At 71.8% G+C, this 16,061-nt stretch carries 13 protein-coding genes and 1 pseudogene; 6 read left to right on the top strand and 8 right to left on the bottom strand.

The window, feature by feature from the left end; all coding sequences use genetic code 11:
- Positions 1 to 585: 585 nt before the first annotated feature.
- Together SNA_RS12350 and SNA_RS12345 are read left to right on the top strand one after the other, a co-directional pair.
- Positions 586 to 1,308 (top strand): annotated as a pseudogene (locus tag SNA_RS12350) (hypothetical protein); the annotation flags it as partial.
- Between the two features lie 228 nt (positions 1,309 to 1,536).
- Positions 1,537 to 2,322, top strand: coding sequence for a tetratricopeptide repeat protein (locus tag SNA_RS12345; RefSeq protein ID WP_030072889.1), 786 nt, complete (start codon positions 1,537 to 1,539; stop codon positions 2,320 to 2,322).
- Between the two features lie 63 nt (positions 2,323 to 2,385).
- On the opposite strand, the gene SNA_RS12340 is transcribed toward SNA_RS12345, so the two are convergent.
- The 5 genes from SNA_RS12340 to SNA_RS12320 all read right to left on the bottom strand — a co-directional run bounded on the left by SNA_RS12340 (position 2,386) and on the right by SNA_RS12320 (position 9,164).
- Entirely contained in the window at positions 2,386 to 4,188 is a 1,803-nt protein-coding gene (locus tag SNA_RS12340; RefSeq protein ID WP_030072887.1) for an IucA/IucC family protein, read from the bottom strand.
- Positions 4,185 to 4,754: a GNAT family N-acetyltransferase gene (locus SNA_RS12335; RefSeq protein WP_030072885.1), complete on the bottom strand. Its 570-nt coding sequence runs from the start codon at positions 4,752 to 4,754 to the stop codon at positions 4,185 to 4,187. Before SNA_RS12335 ends, SNA_RS12340 begins: the two co-directional genes overlap by 4 nt.
- Entirely contained in the window at positions 4,751 to 6,127 is a 1,377-nt protein-coding gene (locus tag SNA_RS12330; RefSeq protein WP_030072883.1) for a lysine N(6)-hydroxylase/L-ornithine N(5)-oxygenase family protein, read from the bottom strand. Before SNA_RS12330 ends, SNA_RS12335 begins: the two co-directional genes overlap by 4 nt.
- 39 nt (positions 6,128 to 6,166) lie before the next feature.
- Entirely contained in the window at positions 6,167 to 7,729 is a 1,563-nt protein-coding gene (locus SNA_RS12325) for a pyridoxal phosphate-dependent decarboxylase family protein (protein WP_044364841.1), read from the bottom strand.
- 172 nt (positions 7,730 to 7,901) lie between these two features.
- A complete protein-coding gene (locus tag SNA_RS12320; RefSeq protein WP_030072877.1) occupies positions 7,902 to 9,164 on the bottom strand; it encodes a DUF1015 family protein in 1,263 nt (420 codons plus the stop codon).
- Positions 9,165 to 9,355: 191 nt separating this feature from the next.
- Here SNA_RS12320 and SNA_RS12315 point away from each other — a divergent pair, with 191 nt between their 5' ends.
- Entirely contained in the window at positions 9,356 to 10,381 is a 1,026-nt protein-coding gene (locus SNA_RS12315; protein ID WP_044364839.1) for an HAD-IIA family hydrolase, read from the top strand.
- A 96-nt stretch (positions 10,382 to 10,477) separates the two neighbouring features.
- On the opposite strand, the gene SNA_RS12310 is transcribed toward SNA_RS12315, so the two are convergent.
- Positions 10,478 to 11,350: a siderophore-interacting protein gene (locus SNA_RS12310; protein ID WP_044364837.1), complete on the bottom strand. Its 873-nt coding sequence runs from the start codon at positions 11,348 to 11,350 to the stop codon at positions 10,478 to 10,480.
- A gap of 111 nt (positions 11,351 to 11,461) precedes the next feature.
- A complete protein-coding gene (locus SNA_RS12305; RefSeq protein WP_030072873.1) occupies positions 11,462 to 12,490 on the bottom strand; it encodes an ABC transporter substrate-binding protein in 1,029 nt (342 codons plus the stop codon).
- 153 nt (positions 12,491 to 12,643) lie between these two features.
- Here SNA_RS12305 and SNA_RS12300 point away from each other — a divergent pair, with 153 nt between their 5' ends.
- From SNA_RS12300 to SNA_RS12290, 3 genes are all read left to right on the top strand, one after another.
- Entirely contained in the window at positions 12,644 to 13,702 is a 1,059-nt protein-coding gene (locus tag SNA_RS12300) for a FecCD family ABC transporter permease (RefSeq protein ID WP_104531964.1), read from the top strand.
- Positions 13,699 to 14,766 (top strand): FecCD family ABC transporter permease, encoded by a 1,068-nt coding sequence (locus SNA_RS12295; protein ID WP_044364834.1) that lies wholly within the window; start codon positions 13,699 to 13,701, stop codon positions 14,764 to 14,766. Before SNA_RS12300 ends, SNA_RS12295 begins: the two co-directional genes overlap by 4 nt.
- A gap of 148 nt (positions 14,767 to 14,914) precedes the next feature.
- On the top strand, positions 14,915 to 15,760 hold the full coding sequence (locus tag SNA_RS12290; RefSeq protein ID WP_044364831.1) for an ABC transporter ATP-binding protein: 846 nt from the start codon (positions 14,915 to 14,917) through the stop codon (positions 15,758 to 15,760).
- On the opposite strand, the gene SNA_RS12285 is transcribed toward SNA_RS12290, so the two are convergent.
- Positions 15,708 to 16,055: a sterol-binding protein gene (locus SNA_RS12285; RefSeq protein WP_030072867.1), complete on the bottom strand. Its 348-nt coding sequence runs from the start codon at positions 16,053 to 16,055 to the stop codon at positions 15,708 to 15,710. The genes SNA_RS12290 and SNA_RS12285 overlap by 53 nt on opposite strands.
- Between the last annotated feature and the right edge of the window lie 6 nt (positions 16,056 to 16,061).

The following is a 16,061-nucleotide window of genomic DNA, read 5'->3' as shown; positions in this document are numbered from 1 at the left end:
GGAGAGTAGGACGCCGCCGAACAATCTTTCAAGGACCCTTGGTCCCAGCGTTCAGCTGGGATCAAGGGTCCTTTTTTGTTTGCCGAAGCGCGCCGAACTGGTCGGTGCGTGAGAATGAATGCAGTACCGAAGACAGGAGTCACGTCGATGTCCACCAACTCTTCCGACGATCGTTCGGAGCGCCGGCCGCAGCGGCGCGACGGCGGCGACCGCGGTGGTTTCCGGCGTGACGCCCCGGGGCCGCGTCGCGACAGCCGTGGTGACAACCGCGGTGGTGAGCGCGGTGGTGAGCGCGGTGGGTTCCGTCGTGATGACCGTCCGTCCGGTGGTGAGCGGGGCGGGTTCCGTCGTGATGACCGTTCGTCCGGTGACCGTGGTGGCTTCCGGCGTGAAGACCGCCCGTCCGGTGACCGCGGTGGCTTCCGTGGTGGCGAGCGCCGCGATGACCGGCCGAGTGGGCCGCGTCGCGACGATGAGCGGGGTGGCGGATTCCGGCGCGATGACCGGGGCGGGGAGCGTCCCGCATTCCGGCGGGACGATCGTCCGTCCGGTGGTGAGCGGGGCGGGTTCCGTAGGGATGACCGGCGGGACGAGCGGCGCGATGACCGCGGCGGTTTCCGTCGTGATGACCGCGGTGGCGACCGCGGTGGGTTCCGGCGGGACGAGCGGCGGGATGACCGTGGTGGTTTCCGTCGTGATGACCGTCCGTCCGGTGGGGACCGTGGTGGTTTCCGGCGGGACGATCGTCCGTCCGGTGGTGAGCGGGGCGGGTTCCGTAGGGATGACCGGCGGGACGAGCGGCGTGACGACCGCGGTGGTTTCCGTCGTGATGACCGTCCGTCCGGTGGGGACCGCGGTGGTTTCCGTCGTGATGATCGTCCGTCCGGTGGTGAGCGGGGCGGGTTCCGTAGGGATGACCGGCGGGACGAGCGGCGTGACGACCGCGGTGGTTTCCGTCGTGATGACCGTCCGTCCGGTGGGGACCGCGGTGGTTTCCGTCGTGATGACCGCCCGTCCGGTGGGGACCGCGGTGGTTTCCGTCGTGATGACCGTCCGTCCGGTGGGGACCGCGGTGGTTTCCGTCGTGATGACCGCCCGTCCGGTGGGGACCGCGGTGGTTTCCGTCGTGAAGACCGCCCGTCCGGTGACCGTGGTGGCTTCCGGCGTGATGAGCGTCCGTCCGGTGGGGACCGCGGGGGATTCCGTAGGGATGACCGTCCGTCCGGTGGGGACCGGGGCGGGTTCCGTCGCGACGACCGGCGGGATGAGCGGCGCGATGACCGTGGGGGTTTCCGGCGGGACGACCGTGGCGGCGAGCGCGGTGGGTTCCGTAGGGATGACCGGGGACCGCGGCGGGATGACCGCGGTGGCTTCCGGCGGGATGACGAGCGCGGTGGGCGTCGGCCGTACGGTGGCGGGCGTGGGCGCGACGATCGGCGTGACGATCGGCGGGACGACCGGCGCGACCGGGACCGGGAGCCGATCAAGCGGCTGCCGATTCCGGAGGACGTCACCGGTGAGGAGATCGACAAGGACGTGCGGCAGCAGCTGCTGAGCCTGCCGAAGACGCTGGCCGAGGATGTCGCCAGGAACCTGGTGATGGTCGCCAAGCTGCTGGACGAGGACCCGGAGAAGGCGTACGGGTACTCGCGGGTGGCGCTGCGGCTGGCGTCGCGGGTTGCGGCGGTGCGCGAGGCCGCGGGCTTTGCGGCGTATGCGGTCGGCAAGTACAGCGAGGCGCTGGCGGAGTTCCGCGCGGCGCGGCGGATGACCGGCAGCGTCGAGCTGTGGCCGGTCATGGCCGACTGTGAGCGCGGGATGGGCCGGCCGGAGAAGGCGCTGGCCATGGCCGGTGAGCCGGAGGTGCAGCGGCTGGACCGGGCCGGTCAGGTCGAGATGCGGCTGGTCGCGGCCGGTGCGCGTCGGGACATGGGGCAGGCGGATGCGGCCGTGGTGACGTTGCAGAGCCCCGAGCTGGCGTCGAGCGCCGTGCACCCGTGGACGGCGCGGCTGCGGTACGCGTATGCGGATGCGCTGCTGGAGGTCGGGCGCGAGAAGGATGCGCGTGACTGGTTCGCCAAGGCGCTGGAGGCCGATCAGGCCGGTTCGACGGATGCCTCGGACCGGCTGGCGGAGCTGGACGGTGTGCAGTTCACCGATGTGCTTGAGGACGGCGAGCATGGTGAGGACGGCGAGCACGACGGCGACGGCGAGCACGACGGCGAGCACGGCGACGCTGAGGCAGCGGGGGAGGAGCCGGGCGCGGCTGACCAGCGCGTGGTCGGTGAGGGCGAGGGTTCCTCCGAGGCCGACAAGGGCTGAGTAACACGCGGTGAGACGAAGGGCGGGACCCCGGTGGGGTCCCGCCCTTCGGCGTTGGCGGAGTCAGGGGGCGTAGGGGGCGACGGGGTTGCGGAGGGTGCCGATGAGCTGGAGGGCGCCGGCCGGGTCCTGGAGGTCGACCATCTCCTGGTTGTTGCGCAGCTGGAGGCGGTTGAGGCAGGAGAGCGCGAACTCGTCGGTGAAGAGGTCGTACTGGGCGAACCTCGCGGACAGCTGGGGGTGCGCCGCCTGGTAGTCGGTGATGCAGTCCGCGACCGTGCGCCAGAAGTCGTCCTCCGTCAGGACGTCCAGGTCGGCGAGGGTGCCCGACAGGAAGCGGAAGAAGCAGTCGAAGACGTCGGTGAAGAGGGAGAGGAGCTTTTTGTCCTCGGGGACGTCGGCGCGGATGCGTTCGACGGCGGGGGGCAGCACCGCGGCCGCGTCCATGACGGCGATCTCCTCGGCGATGTCCTTGAAGATCGCGCGCTGCACGGTGCCGTCCTCCGCCAGGACGAGGATGACGTTTTCGCCGTGCGGCATGAAGACCAGGTCGTAGGCGTAGAAGGCGTGCAGGACCGGGGTGAGGTAGGCGTCCAGGTAGCGGCGGAGCCAGGTCGCCGGGGCCAGGCCGGACTGTTCGATGAGGGCGGCGGTGAGGGAGGAGCCGTCGGGGTCGGTGTGGAGGAGGGAGGCCATGGTGGCCAGGCGCTGGCCGGGCTCCAGGGTGGGGACGGGGCTTTCCCGCCAGAGGGCGGCCAGCATCTTGCGGTACGGGGAGCCCTTTTCGGTGGCGGCCTCGTACGGGCGGTGGTGGTAGCCGAGGGCGGCGCGCTCGCGGATGATCGAGAACCGGGCGGCGCCGAAGGTGTCGTCGGCGGCGATCAGGCCGGCCAGCCAGTCGTTGATGGCCGGGGTGGCTTCCATGTACGAGGCGGAGAGGCCGCGCATAAAGCCCATGTTGAGGACGGAGAGGGCCGTTTTGACGTAGTGGTGGGTGGGGTTGGTGGTGTTGAAGAAGGTGCGGATGGACTGCTGGGCGAGGTAGTCGTCGTCGCCGGGGCCCAGGCAGACCAGGTGCTGCTGGGCGATCTCGGCGGCGAAGGTGACGGAGAGCTTGTTCCACCACTGCCAGGGGTGGGCCGGGAAGAAGTAGTAGTCGGCGGGGTCGAGGCCGCGGTCGGTGAGGGCGGTGGCGAAGCGGGTGCGGGTGGTGTCGCCGAGTTCGCTGTGGATGAGGGTGTCGTAGTCGAGGCCGGCGCCGGCGGTGAAGGTGGCGCGGTCGCGGCGGGCGGCCAGCCAGATCAGCCGGATGGGGGCGGCGGCCTCGGGGGCGTAGGCGTGGTACTCGTGGACGCCGAAGCCCAGGCGGCCGTTGTTGGCGACGAAGCAGGGGTGGCCCTCGGTCATGCCGGTTTCGATGGCCTGGAAGCCGGACTTCGCCAGTTCGGCGGCGGTGGGGCGGTCGCCGGCCAGTTTGTACGCCGTACCGGAGAGGGTGGAGCTGATCTCCTCCAGGTAGACGGGGAGGATCGCGGGGGTCAGGCCCAGGGTGTCGCGGAGTTCGATGAGGAACTCCAGTGCGTCCAGGGGGAGTTCGTCCTGGCCGCGGTGGCGGGTGAGGCTGTCGGCGTCGATCTGCCAGTGGTCGAGGGCCCGTCTGCGGGCGGTGAAGCGGTATTCGGTGCCGTCGTCGTCGCTGCGTACGGCGTAGTGGCCGTCGGCGGGCAGCCTCCTGGGGGTGAGCAGGCGCTCATGGGCGAATTCGGCGAGGGCCTTGCGGATCAGCAGGCGGTTGGCGCGGGCCCACAGGCCGGGGGTGAGGTGGGCGACGGCGTCCTGGGCGGTGGGCCGGGTTGCGGCGGTCATCGGGGGTCTCCTTGGGTGGCCAGGAACTGGTCGCGGGTGCAGGTGCTGAGGTGGGCGTCTTTGGAGGGGAGGGAGACGGTGCGGACGACCTCGAAGCCGACTGCCTTGTTGAGGGCGTGGACGGCGGTGTTGCGGGCGTCCGGCTCGACGACGATGCGGCGGGTGGCCGGGTCGGCGAAGAGCATCTCCATGACGGTGGTGATCACGGCGCGGGTGAAGCCGTGCAGGGGGGTGGCCGTGGGGGCGGTGAGGAAGTGCATGCCGACGTCGCCGGGTTCGGCGGCGTGGACGCCGACCAGTTCGCGGTGCGCGGGGTCGTAGCGCTCCATCAGGAAGGCGGGGGCGCCGTTGTGCAGGCCCAGGAAGGCGTCGTGGAAGGGGTCCGCGTCGATCCGGGTGAACTCCTTTTCGACGGCGGGCAGATCGCAGTCCTGCATCAGCCAGAAGACGGCCTTGGGGTGGGTGACCCAGGTGTGGAGCAGGGGGGCGTCGGCGGGCGGGTCGACGGGACGGAGGGAGAACTCCCCGAGGGCGGCGTCGGTGCGGGTGAAGACGGTGGTGCTCATGCTGCGGAGGTCTCCAGCGGGTGGTGCGGGGCGGCCGGGCCGGCCGGGGCGGCGAACTCCTGAAAGGCGATGGCCTTTTCGACCGGGTAGTACTCGCGGCCGAGCAGCTCGCGGACGAGGCAGGAGTTGCGGTACGCGGCCATGCCGAGGTCGGGGGTGACGAAACCGTGGGTGTGCAGCTCGGCGTTCTGGACGAAGATGCCGCGGCCGGTGGTGTCGATGCTGTAGTTGCGGGCGACGTCGTAGCGGCCGGAGTCGTCCCAGGCGATGCGGTCGTGTACGGGGGCCAGGAAGTCCGGTACGCGGTAGCGGTAGCCGGTGGCGAGGATCAGGCCCTGGGTGGTGAGGGCGAAGTCCTGGCCCTGTTCCTCCTGGCGCAGCCCGAGGGTGTAGGTGCCGGTGGCCGCCTCGTAACTGGCCTGGTGGAGCGCCGCGTTGGTCAGCAGGCGGGTGGGGACGGGGCCGGCCAGGCTCTTTTGGTAGAGCAGGTCGAAGATGGCGTTGACCAGCTCGGAGTCGATGCCCTTGTAGAGGTGCTTCTGGGTGGCGTTGAGGTGGTCGCGGGTGGCCGCCGGGAGGGCGTGGAAGTAGTCCACGTACTCCGGTGAGGTCATCTCCAGCGTGAGCTTGGTGTATTCGAGGGGGAAGAAGCGCGGGGAGCGGGTGGCCCAGGTCAGGTGGTAGCCGTGGCTGTCGATGTCCTGGAGGAGGTCGTAGTAGATCTCGGCCGCGCTCTGGCCGCTGCCGACGATGGTGACCGAGTCCTTGGCCTGGAGGGCGGCCTTGGCGTCCAGGTAGTCGGAGTTGTGCAGGACGTCGCCGCCGAGGCCGCGGCAGGCGTCGGGGACATGGGGCGGTGTGCCGGTGCCGAGGACGAGTCTGCGGGCGCGGTAGATGAGCCGTTCGCCGGTGCGGAGGTGGTCGGCGTGGACGGTGTACAGCTCGGCGGCCTCGTCGTACTCGACGGTGGTGACCTGGTGGTGGAAGCGGAGGGTGTCGAGCTTTCCGGCGGCCCAGCGGCAGTAGTCGTTGAACTCGGCCCGCAGGGGATAGAAGCTCTCGCGGATGTAGAAGGGGTACAGCCGCCCGGATTCCTTGAGGTAGTTGAGGAACGAGAAGGGGGAGGTGGGGTCGGCGAGGGTGACCAGGTCGGCCATGAAGGGGACCTGGAGGTGGGTGCTGTCGAGCATCATGCCCGGGTGCCAGTCGAAGGCCGGTTTGTTGTCGAGGAACAGGCCGTTGAGCTCGCTGATGGGATCCGTCAGGCAGGCCAGGCCCAGGTTGAAGGGGCCCAGGCCGATGGCGAGGAAGTCGTACGGGGTGGGGTCGTACGCGGAGGAATCGGGCGTGGGGGAAGCGGACGGGGTGGGCACGGGGTCTCCGAAGGGGGTGGTCGGCTCGGGGCGCGGGGGTCAGCGGGCGCTGAGGGCCGGTCGGGGCCGCTCGGCGAGGTAGCTGCCGGCGTGCTCGGCGATCAGGTCGAGGACGGTGGCGATGTCGTCGAGCGTGGTGTGCGGGTTGAGCAGGGTGAACTTGAGGTAGTGGCGGCCCCGGACCGTGGTGCCCGCGACGATGGCGTCACCGGAGGCGAACAGGGCGTCCCGGGCATGCAGGTTGACCTGGTCGCTGAGGCCGGGGTCCGGGTCGGCGCCGGGGACGTAGCGGAACACCAGGGTGCTGAGCTGGGGCTCGACGACGACCTCGAAGCGGGGGTCGTCGTACAGGAGCTTCCAGGCGTCCGCGGCGCGGTCGATGACCTCGTCGAAGAGTTCGCCGAGGGCGCCGGCGCCCATGATGCGCAGGGTGAGCCAGAGTTTGAGGGCGTCGAAGCGGCGGGTGGTCTGAAGCGATTTGTCGACCTGGTTGGGGATGCGGGCCTCGGCCATCCGGCGCGGGTTGAGGTAGTCCGCGTGGTAGGTGACGTGGCGCAGGGTGGTCCGGTCGCGGACCAGGACGGCGCTCGAACTGACCGGCTGGAAGAAGGACTTGTGGTAGTCGACGGTGACCGAGTCGGCGCGTTCGATGCCGGCCAGGAGGTCGCGGCGGCGGGAGACCAGCAGGCCGCAGCCGTAGGCGGCGTCCACATGCATCCAGGCGCCGTACCGGGCGCACAGGTCGGCGATCTCGGGCATCGGGTCGAGGGAGCCGAAGTCGGTGGTGCCGGCGGTGGCGACGACGGCCATCGGGATCAGGCCCTCGCGGTGGCAGCGCGCCAGTTCGTCGGCCAGGGCGTCGGTGCGCATCCGCTTGTGCGCGTCGGCCGGTACGGCGATGACGGCCTCGGCACCCATGCCGAGCAGGGTCGCCGACTTACGGATGCTGAAGTGGCTGCACTCGGAGGTGAGGATGCGCAGCCGGGGCAGGACGTCGGTGAGCCGGGCGTCCTCCGGGGAGCCGTCGCCGCCCAGTTCGTGGCGGCAGGCCTCGTCCCGGGCGAGCAGCATGGCCTGGAGGTTGGACTGGCTGCCGCCGCTGGTGAAGATGCCGTCGGCGCTTTCTCCGAGGCCGATGCGGGCGGCCGTCCAGTCGATCAGCCGGCGTTCGATGAGGGTGCCGCCGGCGCTCTGGTCCCAGGTGTCCAGGGAGGAGTTGACGGCGGAGAGCACGGCCTCGCCCACCAGCGCGGGGATCACCACGGGGCAGTTGAGGTGCGCGAGATAGCGCGGGTGGTGGAAGTAGACGGCGTCGCGGAGGTAGACCTCCTGGAGTTCGTCGAGCGCGGCGGCCGTGTCGTGCAGCGGGGTGTCCAGGTCGACGGCGGCCACGGTGGGCGCGAGGCCGTCGACGGTGATGCCGGTGAACGGGCGCTCGGTGGCGGCGATGGTGGCGCCGACCCGGGAGACGGCCGCGGCGACGGCGGCGCGGTAGCGGCCGGCGGTGGCGTTGGTCAGCAGATGGTCGGTGCTGTCGTCGGATGCGGCGGGGGATATGCCGGCGGGCGACGGGTCCTCGGCGGAGGGCGCGAGGAGGCTCATGAAGGGGTCCTCCCTGGAACGGACTTGACCACGTCCTGCGCAGGCGGAGGGGTGCGCAGGGGCAGGGAAACCCGCCCGGGCGACGTAGTGAGGTAAGCCTAACCTAACTCGTCATATGCCCGGGTTCGGGGTGCCGGTGGGGTGCCGTCAAGGGAGCCGATCGGCTAAGAGGTCATTTCTCGCCGACATCCAGCGTGCGCATCACCAGCCCGGTCGCGGGCTTGGGGCCGAAGGACGTGGACTTGCGCGGCATCGTCACACCGCACTGGGCGAGTTGGCGGACCGTGTCCTCGGACGTGGCGCGCATCAGGACGGCGGTGCCGCCGAGCCGGGCGGCCTGGGCGACGGCGGCCTCGGTGTGGTGCAGATAGCCGATGTCCGACGGGCGGTCGGGGATGCGCCAGACCTCGTCCAGGAGGACGGAGTGCAGCACCGTGGCGTCCAGTCGCCGCCATGCCTCGGGGCGGTCGGTGCGGACCGTGCGGTCGAGCAGGGCGGGGTCGGGGCGGTCGAGGAGGTGGAAGTCGTCCGGGCCGCCGGCCAGGACGAAGGCGGTGCCCGGCGTCTCGTCCAGGGTCTTCAGGGCGCCGGACAGATCGCCCGGCAGCCGGCGGACGCGGAAGGCGCCGCTCACGCCCGTCAGCGCCTTGGTCAGCGGCAGATGCGGCAGGACGCGGTGGATCGCCCGGACCTGGAGGGGATAGCGGGCCGTGTCGACCAGCAGCACCAGACCGGACGCCCACGGGGACGCCGGCGTCGCATCGGGCTGCTGCTCGTAGAGCCGCTGATAGGTCGCCCAGCGGTGATGCCCGTCGGCGATCAGGGCCTCCCGGCGGGCCAGGTCGGCGTCGATGGCGGCCAGGTCGGCGGGGTCGGAGACGGCCCACAGCCGGTGCGCGAAACCGTCCTCCGTAGTGGTGGCGAGCAGCGGCGCCGCCTGCACGGTCCGCTCGATGACGGCGCCGGCGCCGGTGGCGGCGCCCTGGCCGCGGTAGGAGAGCAGCAACGGCTCGAAATTGGCGGCCGCCGCGCGCATCAGCGCGGCCCGGTCCTCGACGACCTCCGGGATGACGTCCTCGTGCGGCAGCACCGGCCCGTCCAGGCGCAGCGCGCCGATCAGCCCGCGCTGCAACACCTCGCCGCCGCGCTGCTCGTACACATACAGCGCCGGCCGCTCGTCCGTCGTCAGGATGCCCTCGGCGCGCCAGCGGTGCAGGGTGTCGGCGGCCTGGCGGTGGCGGGTGGCGGGGTCGGGGGAGTGCGGCAGGATCAGCCGGACGATGTTGTACGGGTCCGCGGTCTCCAGCTCGCGCACGCCGTCCGGCCGGACCACGACGTCGTACGGCGGGGAGGTGACAGCGGTCAGGCTGCTGACCCGGTCCGGGGCGTAGCGCAGTCCACGGAAGGGGAGGAGTCGAAGTCCGTCGCTGGTCATTGAAGAATGCTATGCCGATTGCGCGCAGAGGGAAGATCGGGGTACAGCCGGTACGTGGCCGGAAAATTCGGCCGGAATACCGGCTGGACAAACCGGTCGCCGGGAGACCGGAAAGCGGCCCCGGGGCGCAGCCGGTGCGAGGCCCGTCGGACACTGGGGGGACGACGCACGGCAACGAGGAGCGAAGCGGCATGAACGAGCAGGTGCGCAGGCGGCCCGACGGATGCGGGCGTCCGCTGAGCGAGGCGTACGACACCGCGCTGCTGGATCTGGACGGGGTCGTCTACGCCGGCGGGCAGGCCATCGCGCACGCCGTGGAGTCGCTGACGACGGCGCGGGACGGCGGGATGCATCTGGCGTATGTGACCAATAACGCGGCCCGCACCCCGCAGGCGGTCGCCGCTCAGCTCACCGGCTTCGGGCTGCCGACCGCGGCGGACGAGGTGATCACCTCGGCGCAGGCGGTGGCGCGGCTGATCGCCGAGCAGGTGCCGTCCGGTGCGCGGGTGCTGGCGATCGGGGGCGAGGGGCTGCGGGTGGCGCTGCGCGAGCGCGGGCTGGTGCCCGTCGACTCGGCGGACGACGATCCGGCGGCCGTGGTGCAGGGCTATGACCCGTCCCTGGACTGGGCAAGGCTCGCGGAGGCGGCCTACGCGGTGCAGCGCGGGGTGCCGTGGTTCGCGTCCAACACCGATCTGACCATCCCCAAGGAGCGCGGGATCGCCCCCGGCAACGGCGCGCTGGTGGAGGTCGTACGGATCGCCGCGGGCGGCGCGCCCCAGGTGGCGGGCAAGCCGCTGCCGCCGATGCACCGGGAGACCGTGTTGCGGACCGGCGCGAAGCGGCCGCTGGTGGTCGGGGACCGGCTGGATACGGACATCGAGGGCGCCTTCAACGGCGGGGTGGACTCGCTGCTGGTGCTCACCGGGGTCACCACCGCGGCCACGCTGCTGGCCGCGCCGCCGCAGCACCGGCCCACCTATGTGGACGCCGATCTGCGGGGGATGCTGCGGCCGCAGCCCGCGGTGACCGAGCAGGACGGCGGCCATGCCTGCGGCGGCTGGCGGGCCGCGGCGGCCGGTGAGGCGCTCGTCCTGGACGGCGAGGGCGATCCGCTGGACGGGCTGCGGGCGCTGTGCGCGGCGGCCTGGACGGCGGCGGGGGAGGGCGGCTGCGGGGCGGATGCGGGCAAGGCGCTGGGGCGGCTCGGGATGTGAGGGCCGGGCCCGGTTCCCGCATACCGCGGGGCCGGGGCCCGGCGTGAGGGCGGGGCGGCCCCCTGTGCGGGGGCCCGGCCCCATGTCCGCCGCCGCTCAGTCCTCTTCGGCCGCCGGAGCCGTGCCCGCCGTCAGCTCCGCGAGCAGCTCCTCCTCGGAGGCGCCGCGCCGCCAGTAGCCGGTGAATTTCACGGCCCGGCGGTCGAAGCCGCGTTCGCGGACCAGATGCCGGCGCACCTCCCGTACGGTCCCGGCCTCACCGGCGATCCAGGCGTACGGGGTGCCCTCCGGCAGCTCCGCGGCGCGTACCGCGTCCGGCAGTTGGCCGGGGGCGTTGCGCACGAGCCAGGTGACCTCGGCGTCGGCGAACGTCGGCAGCGGCCGCCGGTCGTCCGCATGGGCGGTCTCGATCCAGACCCGGGCGCGGGTGCCGGGGGAGAGCCAGGCCAGGATGCCCGCGATGGCGGGCAGCGCGGTCTCGTCGCCGGTGAGCAGGATCCAGTCGGTGCCGGGCGGCGGACGGAAGTCGACGCCGCCGTTGTCCTCGACGACCGGGGCGAGCACGGTCAGCCGGTCGCCGACCCGGGCGCCGGCGGCCCAGCGGGCGGCCGGACCGCCACCGGCCGCGCCGTGCCCGGCACCGTGCAGCGCGAAGTCGACGGCGAACTCCCCGGTGCCGGGGCGCTGTTCGCTGATGGTGTACGAGCGCATCAGCGGGCGCTCGGCCGGGTCCTGGGCGCGCCAGGTGGCGTACCAGCCCTCCGAGGTGTCGGTGAAGACCGGCCGGTCCTGGTGCGGCTGCGGCAGGAACAGCTTGAAACGCTGGTCGCGGCCGCCGGAGGCCAGCTCGTCCAGCCGTTCGCCGCCGAAGGTGATCCGGACCATGGACGGACTCAGCCGCCTGACGCCCGTGACATGGACGTCGAAGAAGCGGAAGGGGGCGGTGGCGGGGGCGGCGGTCGTGGTCATGTGGGGGACCTTCCGTGACGTGTGCGGCGGCGTGTTCCGTGGGGTGTGCGGTGACGCTTTCCGTGACGGTGTGTCAGTTCCGGGTTCCGGTACGGGTGTCGGCTACGGCTGTCAGCCGACCTTCTTGGCGCTCTCGATGGCCCGGGTCAGCGATTCGAGCAGCGGCGCCGCGCCCGCGTAGGAGAAGCGCGGCTCGCTCGACCAGGGCGTGATCTGGCCGGCCTTGACGGCGGGGAGCTTGGTCCAGGAGGGCTTGGCGGCCAGGTCCTTGGGCTGGAGGGTGGCCGTCCGGTTGTCCAGCAGCAGGACGTCCGCCTTGTACTTGTCGGCGTTCTCCCAGCTCAGGCTCTCGAAGTAGCCGCCCTTGTCCAGGTGGTCGGGGACGATGAGGTCGACGCCGAGGGACTTGAAGTACTTCAGGTCGGCGTTGATGCCGGGGTTGGAGGCGTAGAAGAGATCGGCGCTGCCGGAGCAGGCCAGCACCTTGACGGGGTGGGACTTCGCGGCCTTGCGCAGCGCCGCCGCGGCCTTTTCGAACCGGGCCTTGGCATCGGTGACCTTCTTGGCCTTCATATCGGCGCCGAGCGACCGCGCCAGGTCCGCGTACCGTTCGATGATCTTGACGAGCGGGACGCGGGAGGAGGTGATCGCGACGGACTTGGCCAGATGCGTGATCTTGTCCTTGCTGTCGTCGGGCACGAACCACAGGGCGCCCGGCTCGTACATGTTGGTGACCAGCAGATCGGGGCGCAGCGCCGCGTACTTCTCGACGTTGAACTGGTTGTAGGCGTTGCCGAGGATGGTGACCTTGTCGATGTCCAGGTCGCCGGCCTGCGGATCGGGCTTGCCGTTCCCCAGCCGGGTCGGGCCGAAGACGCCGACGATCCGGTCGTCGATGCCGAAGTCGTGCAGTGCGGCGGCCGTTCCGGTGAAGGCGACGATGCGCTGCGGTGTGCTTCCCAGGGAGACCTTCGTCCCGCGGTCGTCGGTGAAGGACCACGGGCCGCCCTTGCCACCGCCGTTGGCGCCGCCCGGACCCTTGCCGCCACCGCAGGCGGCGAGCAGGGCGCCGATGCCGACGGCGCCGCCCGCGGCCAGGATGCCGCGGCGGGAGGGGGCGATGCTTCGGGGAGTGCTCATGGTGGGTGCGCTTCTCTCTGGGTGCGACGGGTTGTGGCGACGGGCCGGTGCGGCGGTCTTGTACGGCCGGGCCGTCAAGGCGGTGCGGCCGAGGCGATGCGGCGGGCCCCTCGGAACGGGTGGATATGAGGGTAGGCTAACCTAACTGTCGTGTTGGTTGACAGCCCCCCCGAGGCACCCCCCGAAGCGACAACGGCCCCGCCCCCAGGGGCGCCACGGCGCCGACGGCTCACGCGCTCCGTGGGGCTGGCCGCCTCCGTGGTCCTGCTGGCCGCCGTCACCGTGCTCGGCATCGTGGTCGGCGCCAAACAGATCCCCCTCGACCAGGTCTGGCACGGGCTCTTCCACTACTCCGGCTCCGACACCGATGTCGTCATCCGCGATGTACGGCTGCCGCGCACCCTGCTGGGCGTCCTCGTCGGCGCCGCCCTGGGCCTGGCCGGTACGGTCATGCAGGCGCTGACCCGAAACCCCCTCGCCGACCCCGGAGTTCTCGGCATCAACGCCGGTGCCTCGGCCGCGGTCGTCACCGCCATCAGCTTCTTCGGCGTCACCTCGCTGACCGGCTATGTGTGGTTCGCCTTCCTCGGCGCCGCGGTCGTCAACGTCGCCGTCTACGTCCTCGGCGGCACCCGCGGCGCCACGCCCGTACGGCTCGCCCTGGCCGGCACCGCCCTCACCGCCGTCCTCACCGGCTACCTCAACGCGGTCAACCTCCTGGACAACGCGGCGCTGGACAAAATGCGCTTCTGGACGGTCGGTTCGCTGGCCACCGCCACCATGCCGAACGTCATCCGGATCGCGCCGTTCCTCGCCGTGGGCGCCCTCCTCGCGCTGCTGCTCGCCCGGCCGCTGAACGCCCTCGCCCTCGGCGACGACCAGGCGCGCGCCCTGGGCACCGGGCTGCTGCGCACCCGCGTCCTGGCCATGCTCGCCATCACCCTGCTGTGCGGCGGCGCCACCGCGGTCTGCGGCCCGATCGTCTACGTCGGCCTGATGGTCCCGCATGCCGTACGCGCCCTCACCGGGCCCGATATGCGCTGGATCCTGCCGTACTCCGCGGTGCTCTCGCCGGTGCTGCTGCTCGGCGCGGACGTCCTGGGCCGGGTGGTGGCCCGGCCCGGCGAACTCCAGGCCGGCATCGTCACCGCCGTCATCGGCGGACCGGTCTTCATCTACCTCGTACGGCGTCGGAGGATGGCCCAGCTGTGAACGCAACGCTGAAACCGGCGAAGGCCGCCCGCAGGACGCGGACCGTACGGACCGGCGGCGGGCTCTCGCTGCGGCTGGATCTGCGGGTCGTGGGTGCCTGCCTGCTGCTGGCGGTTCTCGCGCTGGCCGCCGCGGTCGCCCTGATCGGCTCCGGCGACTACCCGATGACGCCCGCCGAGGTCATCGCCACCCTCACCGGCGGGGGCGATGCCGGACAGACCTTCATCGTGCAGGACCTGCGGCTGCCGCGCGTCCTGGTGGGACTGCTGGTCGGCGCGGCCTTCGGGATCTCCGGGGCGGCCTTCCAGACCGTCTCGCGCAATCCGCTCGGCAGCCCCGATGTGCTGGGCTTCGCCCAGGGCTCGTCGGTCGGCGCGCTGGTCGTCATCGTCTTCTTCCAGGGCGGGACCGTCGCGGTCGCGGCCGGCTCCGCCGTCGGCGCCGTGGTCACCGGCCTGGCCATCTTCCTGCTGGCCTGGAAGCGCGGCATCCAGGGCTACCGCTTCGTCCTCGTCGGCATCGGGGCGAGCGCCATGCTCTACGCCCTCGTGCTCTACCTCCTGACCAAGGCGAACATCGTCGAGGCGACCCGGGCCACCACCTGGATGAACGGCTCCCTCAACGGCCGGGACTGGGACCAGGTCTGGCCCCTGGCCGCCCTCTGCGCCGTCCTCCTCCCGCTGCTGCTGTGCTACGGACGCCCGCTGCGGATGCTGGAGATGGGCGACGACGCCGCCTATGCGCTCGGGGTACGGGTGGACCGGGTGCGGGTGGTGGTCCTGCTGGCGGCGGTCCTGCTCGTCGCCGCCGCCACCGCCGCTGCCGGGCCCATCGCCTTCGTGGCCCTGACCGCCCCCCAGCTCGCCCGGCGCCTGACCCGCGCCCCCGGCCCCAATCTGCTGCCCGCCGCCCTGATGGGTGCCGCCCTGCTGGTCGCCGCGGACTGGTCCTCGCAGCGCGTCTTCGGCGCCGACCAGCTGCCGGTGGGCGTGCTCACCGGCGTCCTCGGCGGCGGCTATCTGCTGTGGCTGATGGCGACGGAGCGACGGGCGGGGCGGATATGAGGGCGCGTACGAGGGCGCTTATGACGGCGCTCACGACGGCGCTTCCGGACCGCGGGCGCCGGACGTCCGTACCGGACCGCAGCTCCGTACCGGACCGCAGCTCCGTACCGGACCACCGCAGTGACCACCACAACCCAGGAGCCACGAAGTGAGCCGTCTCGCGGCCGAGAACGTCACCCTCGCCTACGACCAGCGGGTCATCGCCGAAAACCTCTCGGTCACCATCCCCGACCGCTCCTTCACGGTCATCGTCGGCCCGAACGCCTGCGGCAAGTCCACGCTGCTGCGCGCCCTGTCGCGGATGCTCCGGCCGAGCGCGGGAGCGGTGCTGCTGGACGGCAGCGCGATCTCCTCCCTGCCCGCCAAGAAGGTCGCCCGCACACTCGGGCTGCTGCCGCAGACCTCCGTCGCACCCGACGGGATCACGGTCGCCGACCTCGTGGCCCGCGGCCGCTATCCGCACCAGGGGCTACTGCGGCAGTGGTCGGCCGACGACGAGCGCATCGTGCGCGAGGCGATGGCGGCCACCGGCGTCGGGCAGCTGGCCGACCGCTCGGTCGACGAACTCTCCGGCGGCCAGCGCCAACGCGTCTGGATCGCCATGGCGCTGGCCCAGCAGACACCGCTGTTCCTTCTGGACGAGCCGACGACCTACCTGGACATCCAGCACCAGATCGAGGTGCTGGACCTGTGCGCGGAACTGCACGAGGAACAGGGGCGCACCCTGGTCGCGGTGCTGCACGACCTCAACCACGCCGCCCGTTACGCGACCCATCTCATCGCCATGAAGGACGGCGCCGTGATCGCCGAGGGCGCGCCCGGCGACATCGTCACCGCGGAGCTCGTGGAGCGCGTCTTCGGGCTGCCCTGCCAGATCATCGACGATCCGCAGACCGGGACCCCGCTGGTCGTCCCGGCGGCGCGCACGTCCCGGAAAGCGGCTACAGCAGGGTCCGCAGGCGCAGCAGATCGCGCAGACTCGCTTCCAGTCTGACGCGGCCGCTGCCCCAGGCCCTGGCGAAGTTGAGCCGGCCGTCCACCAGTGCCACCAGATCGTCGCCGGACATGGCGAGACGGATCTCGGCTCTGCTGGGCGGCGGGCCGGGGGCCTGGGTGACGTCGCGGATGGTTCCGTCGGCCAGCCGCCCGAGGAAGGTCACGTCCAGGTCGGTGATGCGGCAGCTGAGTGAGCGGTCGAGGGCGGCGGCGCTGCGCATGTTGCCGTCCGCGGTGGTCATGTTCTGGGCCAGCCGGTCGAGCGCGGCGCGGCACTGGTCGAGGGTTGCCATCGTGAG

This window comes from Streptomyces natalensis ATCC 27448, assembly GCF_000935125.1.
GTDB classification, from domain to species: domain Bacteria; phylum Actinomycetota; class Actinomycetes; order Streptomycetales; family Streptomycetaceae; genus Streptomyces; species Streptomyces natalensis.
This window is presented reverse-complemented; position numbering and strand designations above follow the sequence as displayed.

Excerpts from the sequence above, each read along its gene's own strand:
- SNA_RS12340 (WP_030072887.1), bottom strand. The coding sequence starts at position 4,188 with ATGACCGCCGCAACCCGGCCCACCGCCCAGGACGCCGTCGCCCACCTC.
- SNA_RS12335 (WP_030072885.1), bottom strand. The coding sequence starts at position 4,754 with ATGAGCACCACCGTCTTCACCCGCACCGACGCCGCCCTCGGGGAGTTC.
- SNA_RS12325 (WP_044364841.1), bottom strand. The coding sequence starts at position 7,729 with ATGAGCCTCCTCGCGCCCTCCGCCGAGGACCCGTCGCCCGCCGGCATA.
- SNA_RS12320 (WP_030072877.1), bottom strand. The coding sequence starts at position 9,164 with ATGACCAGCGACGGACTTCGACTCCTCCCCTTCCGTGGACTGCGCTAC.
- SNA_RS12315 (WP_044364839.1), top strand. The coding sequence starts at position 9,356 with ATGAACGAGCAGGTGCGCAGGCGGCCCGACGGATGCGGGCGTCCGCTG.
- SNA_RS12310 (WP_044364837.1), bottom strand. The coding sequence starts at position 11,350 with ATGACCACGACCGCCGCCCCCGCCACCGCCCCCTTCCGCTTCTTCGAC.
- SNA_RS12305 (WP_030072873.1), bottom strand. The coding sequence starts at position 12,490 with ATGAGCACTCCCCGAAGCATCGCCCCCTCCCGCCGCGGCATCCTGGCC.
- SNA_RS12285 (WP_030072867.1), bottom strand. The coding sequence starts at position 16,055 with ATGGCAACCCTCGACCAGTGCCGCGCCGCGCTCGACCGGCTGGCCCAG.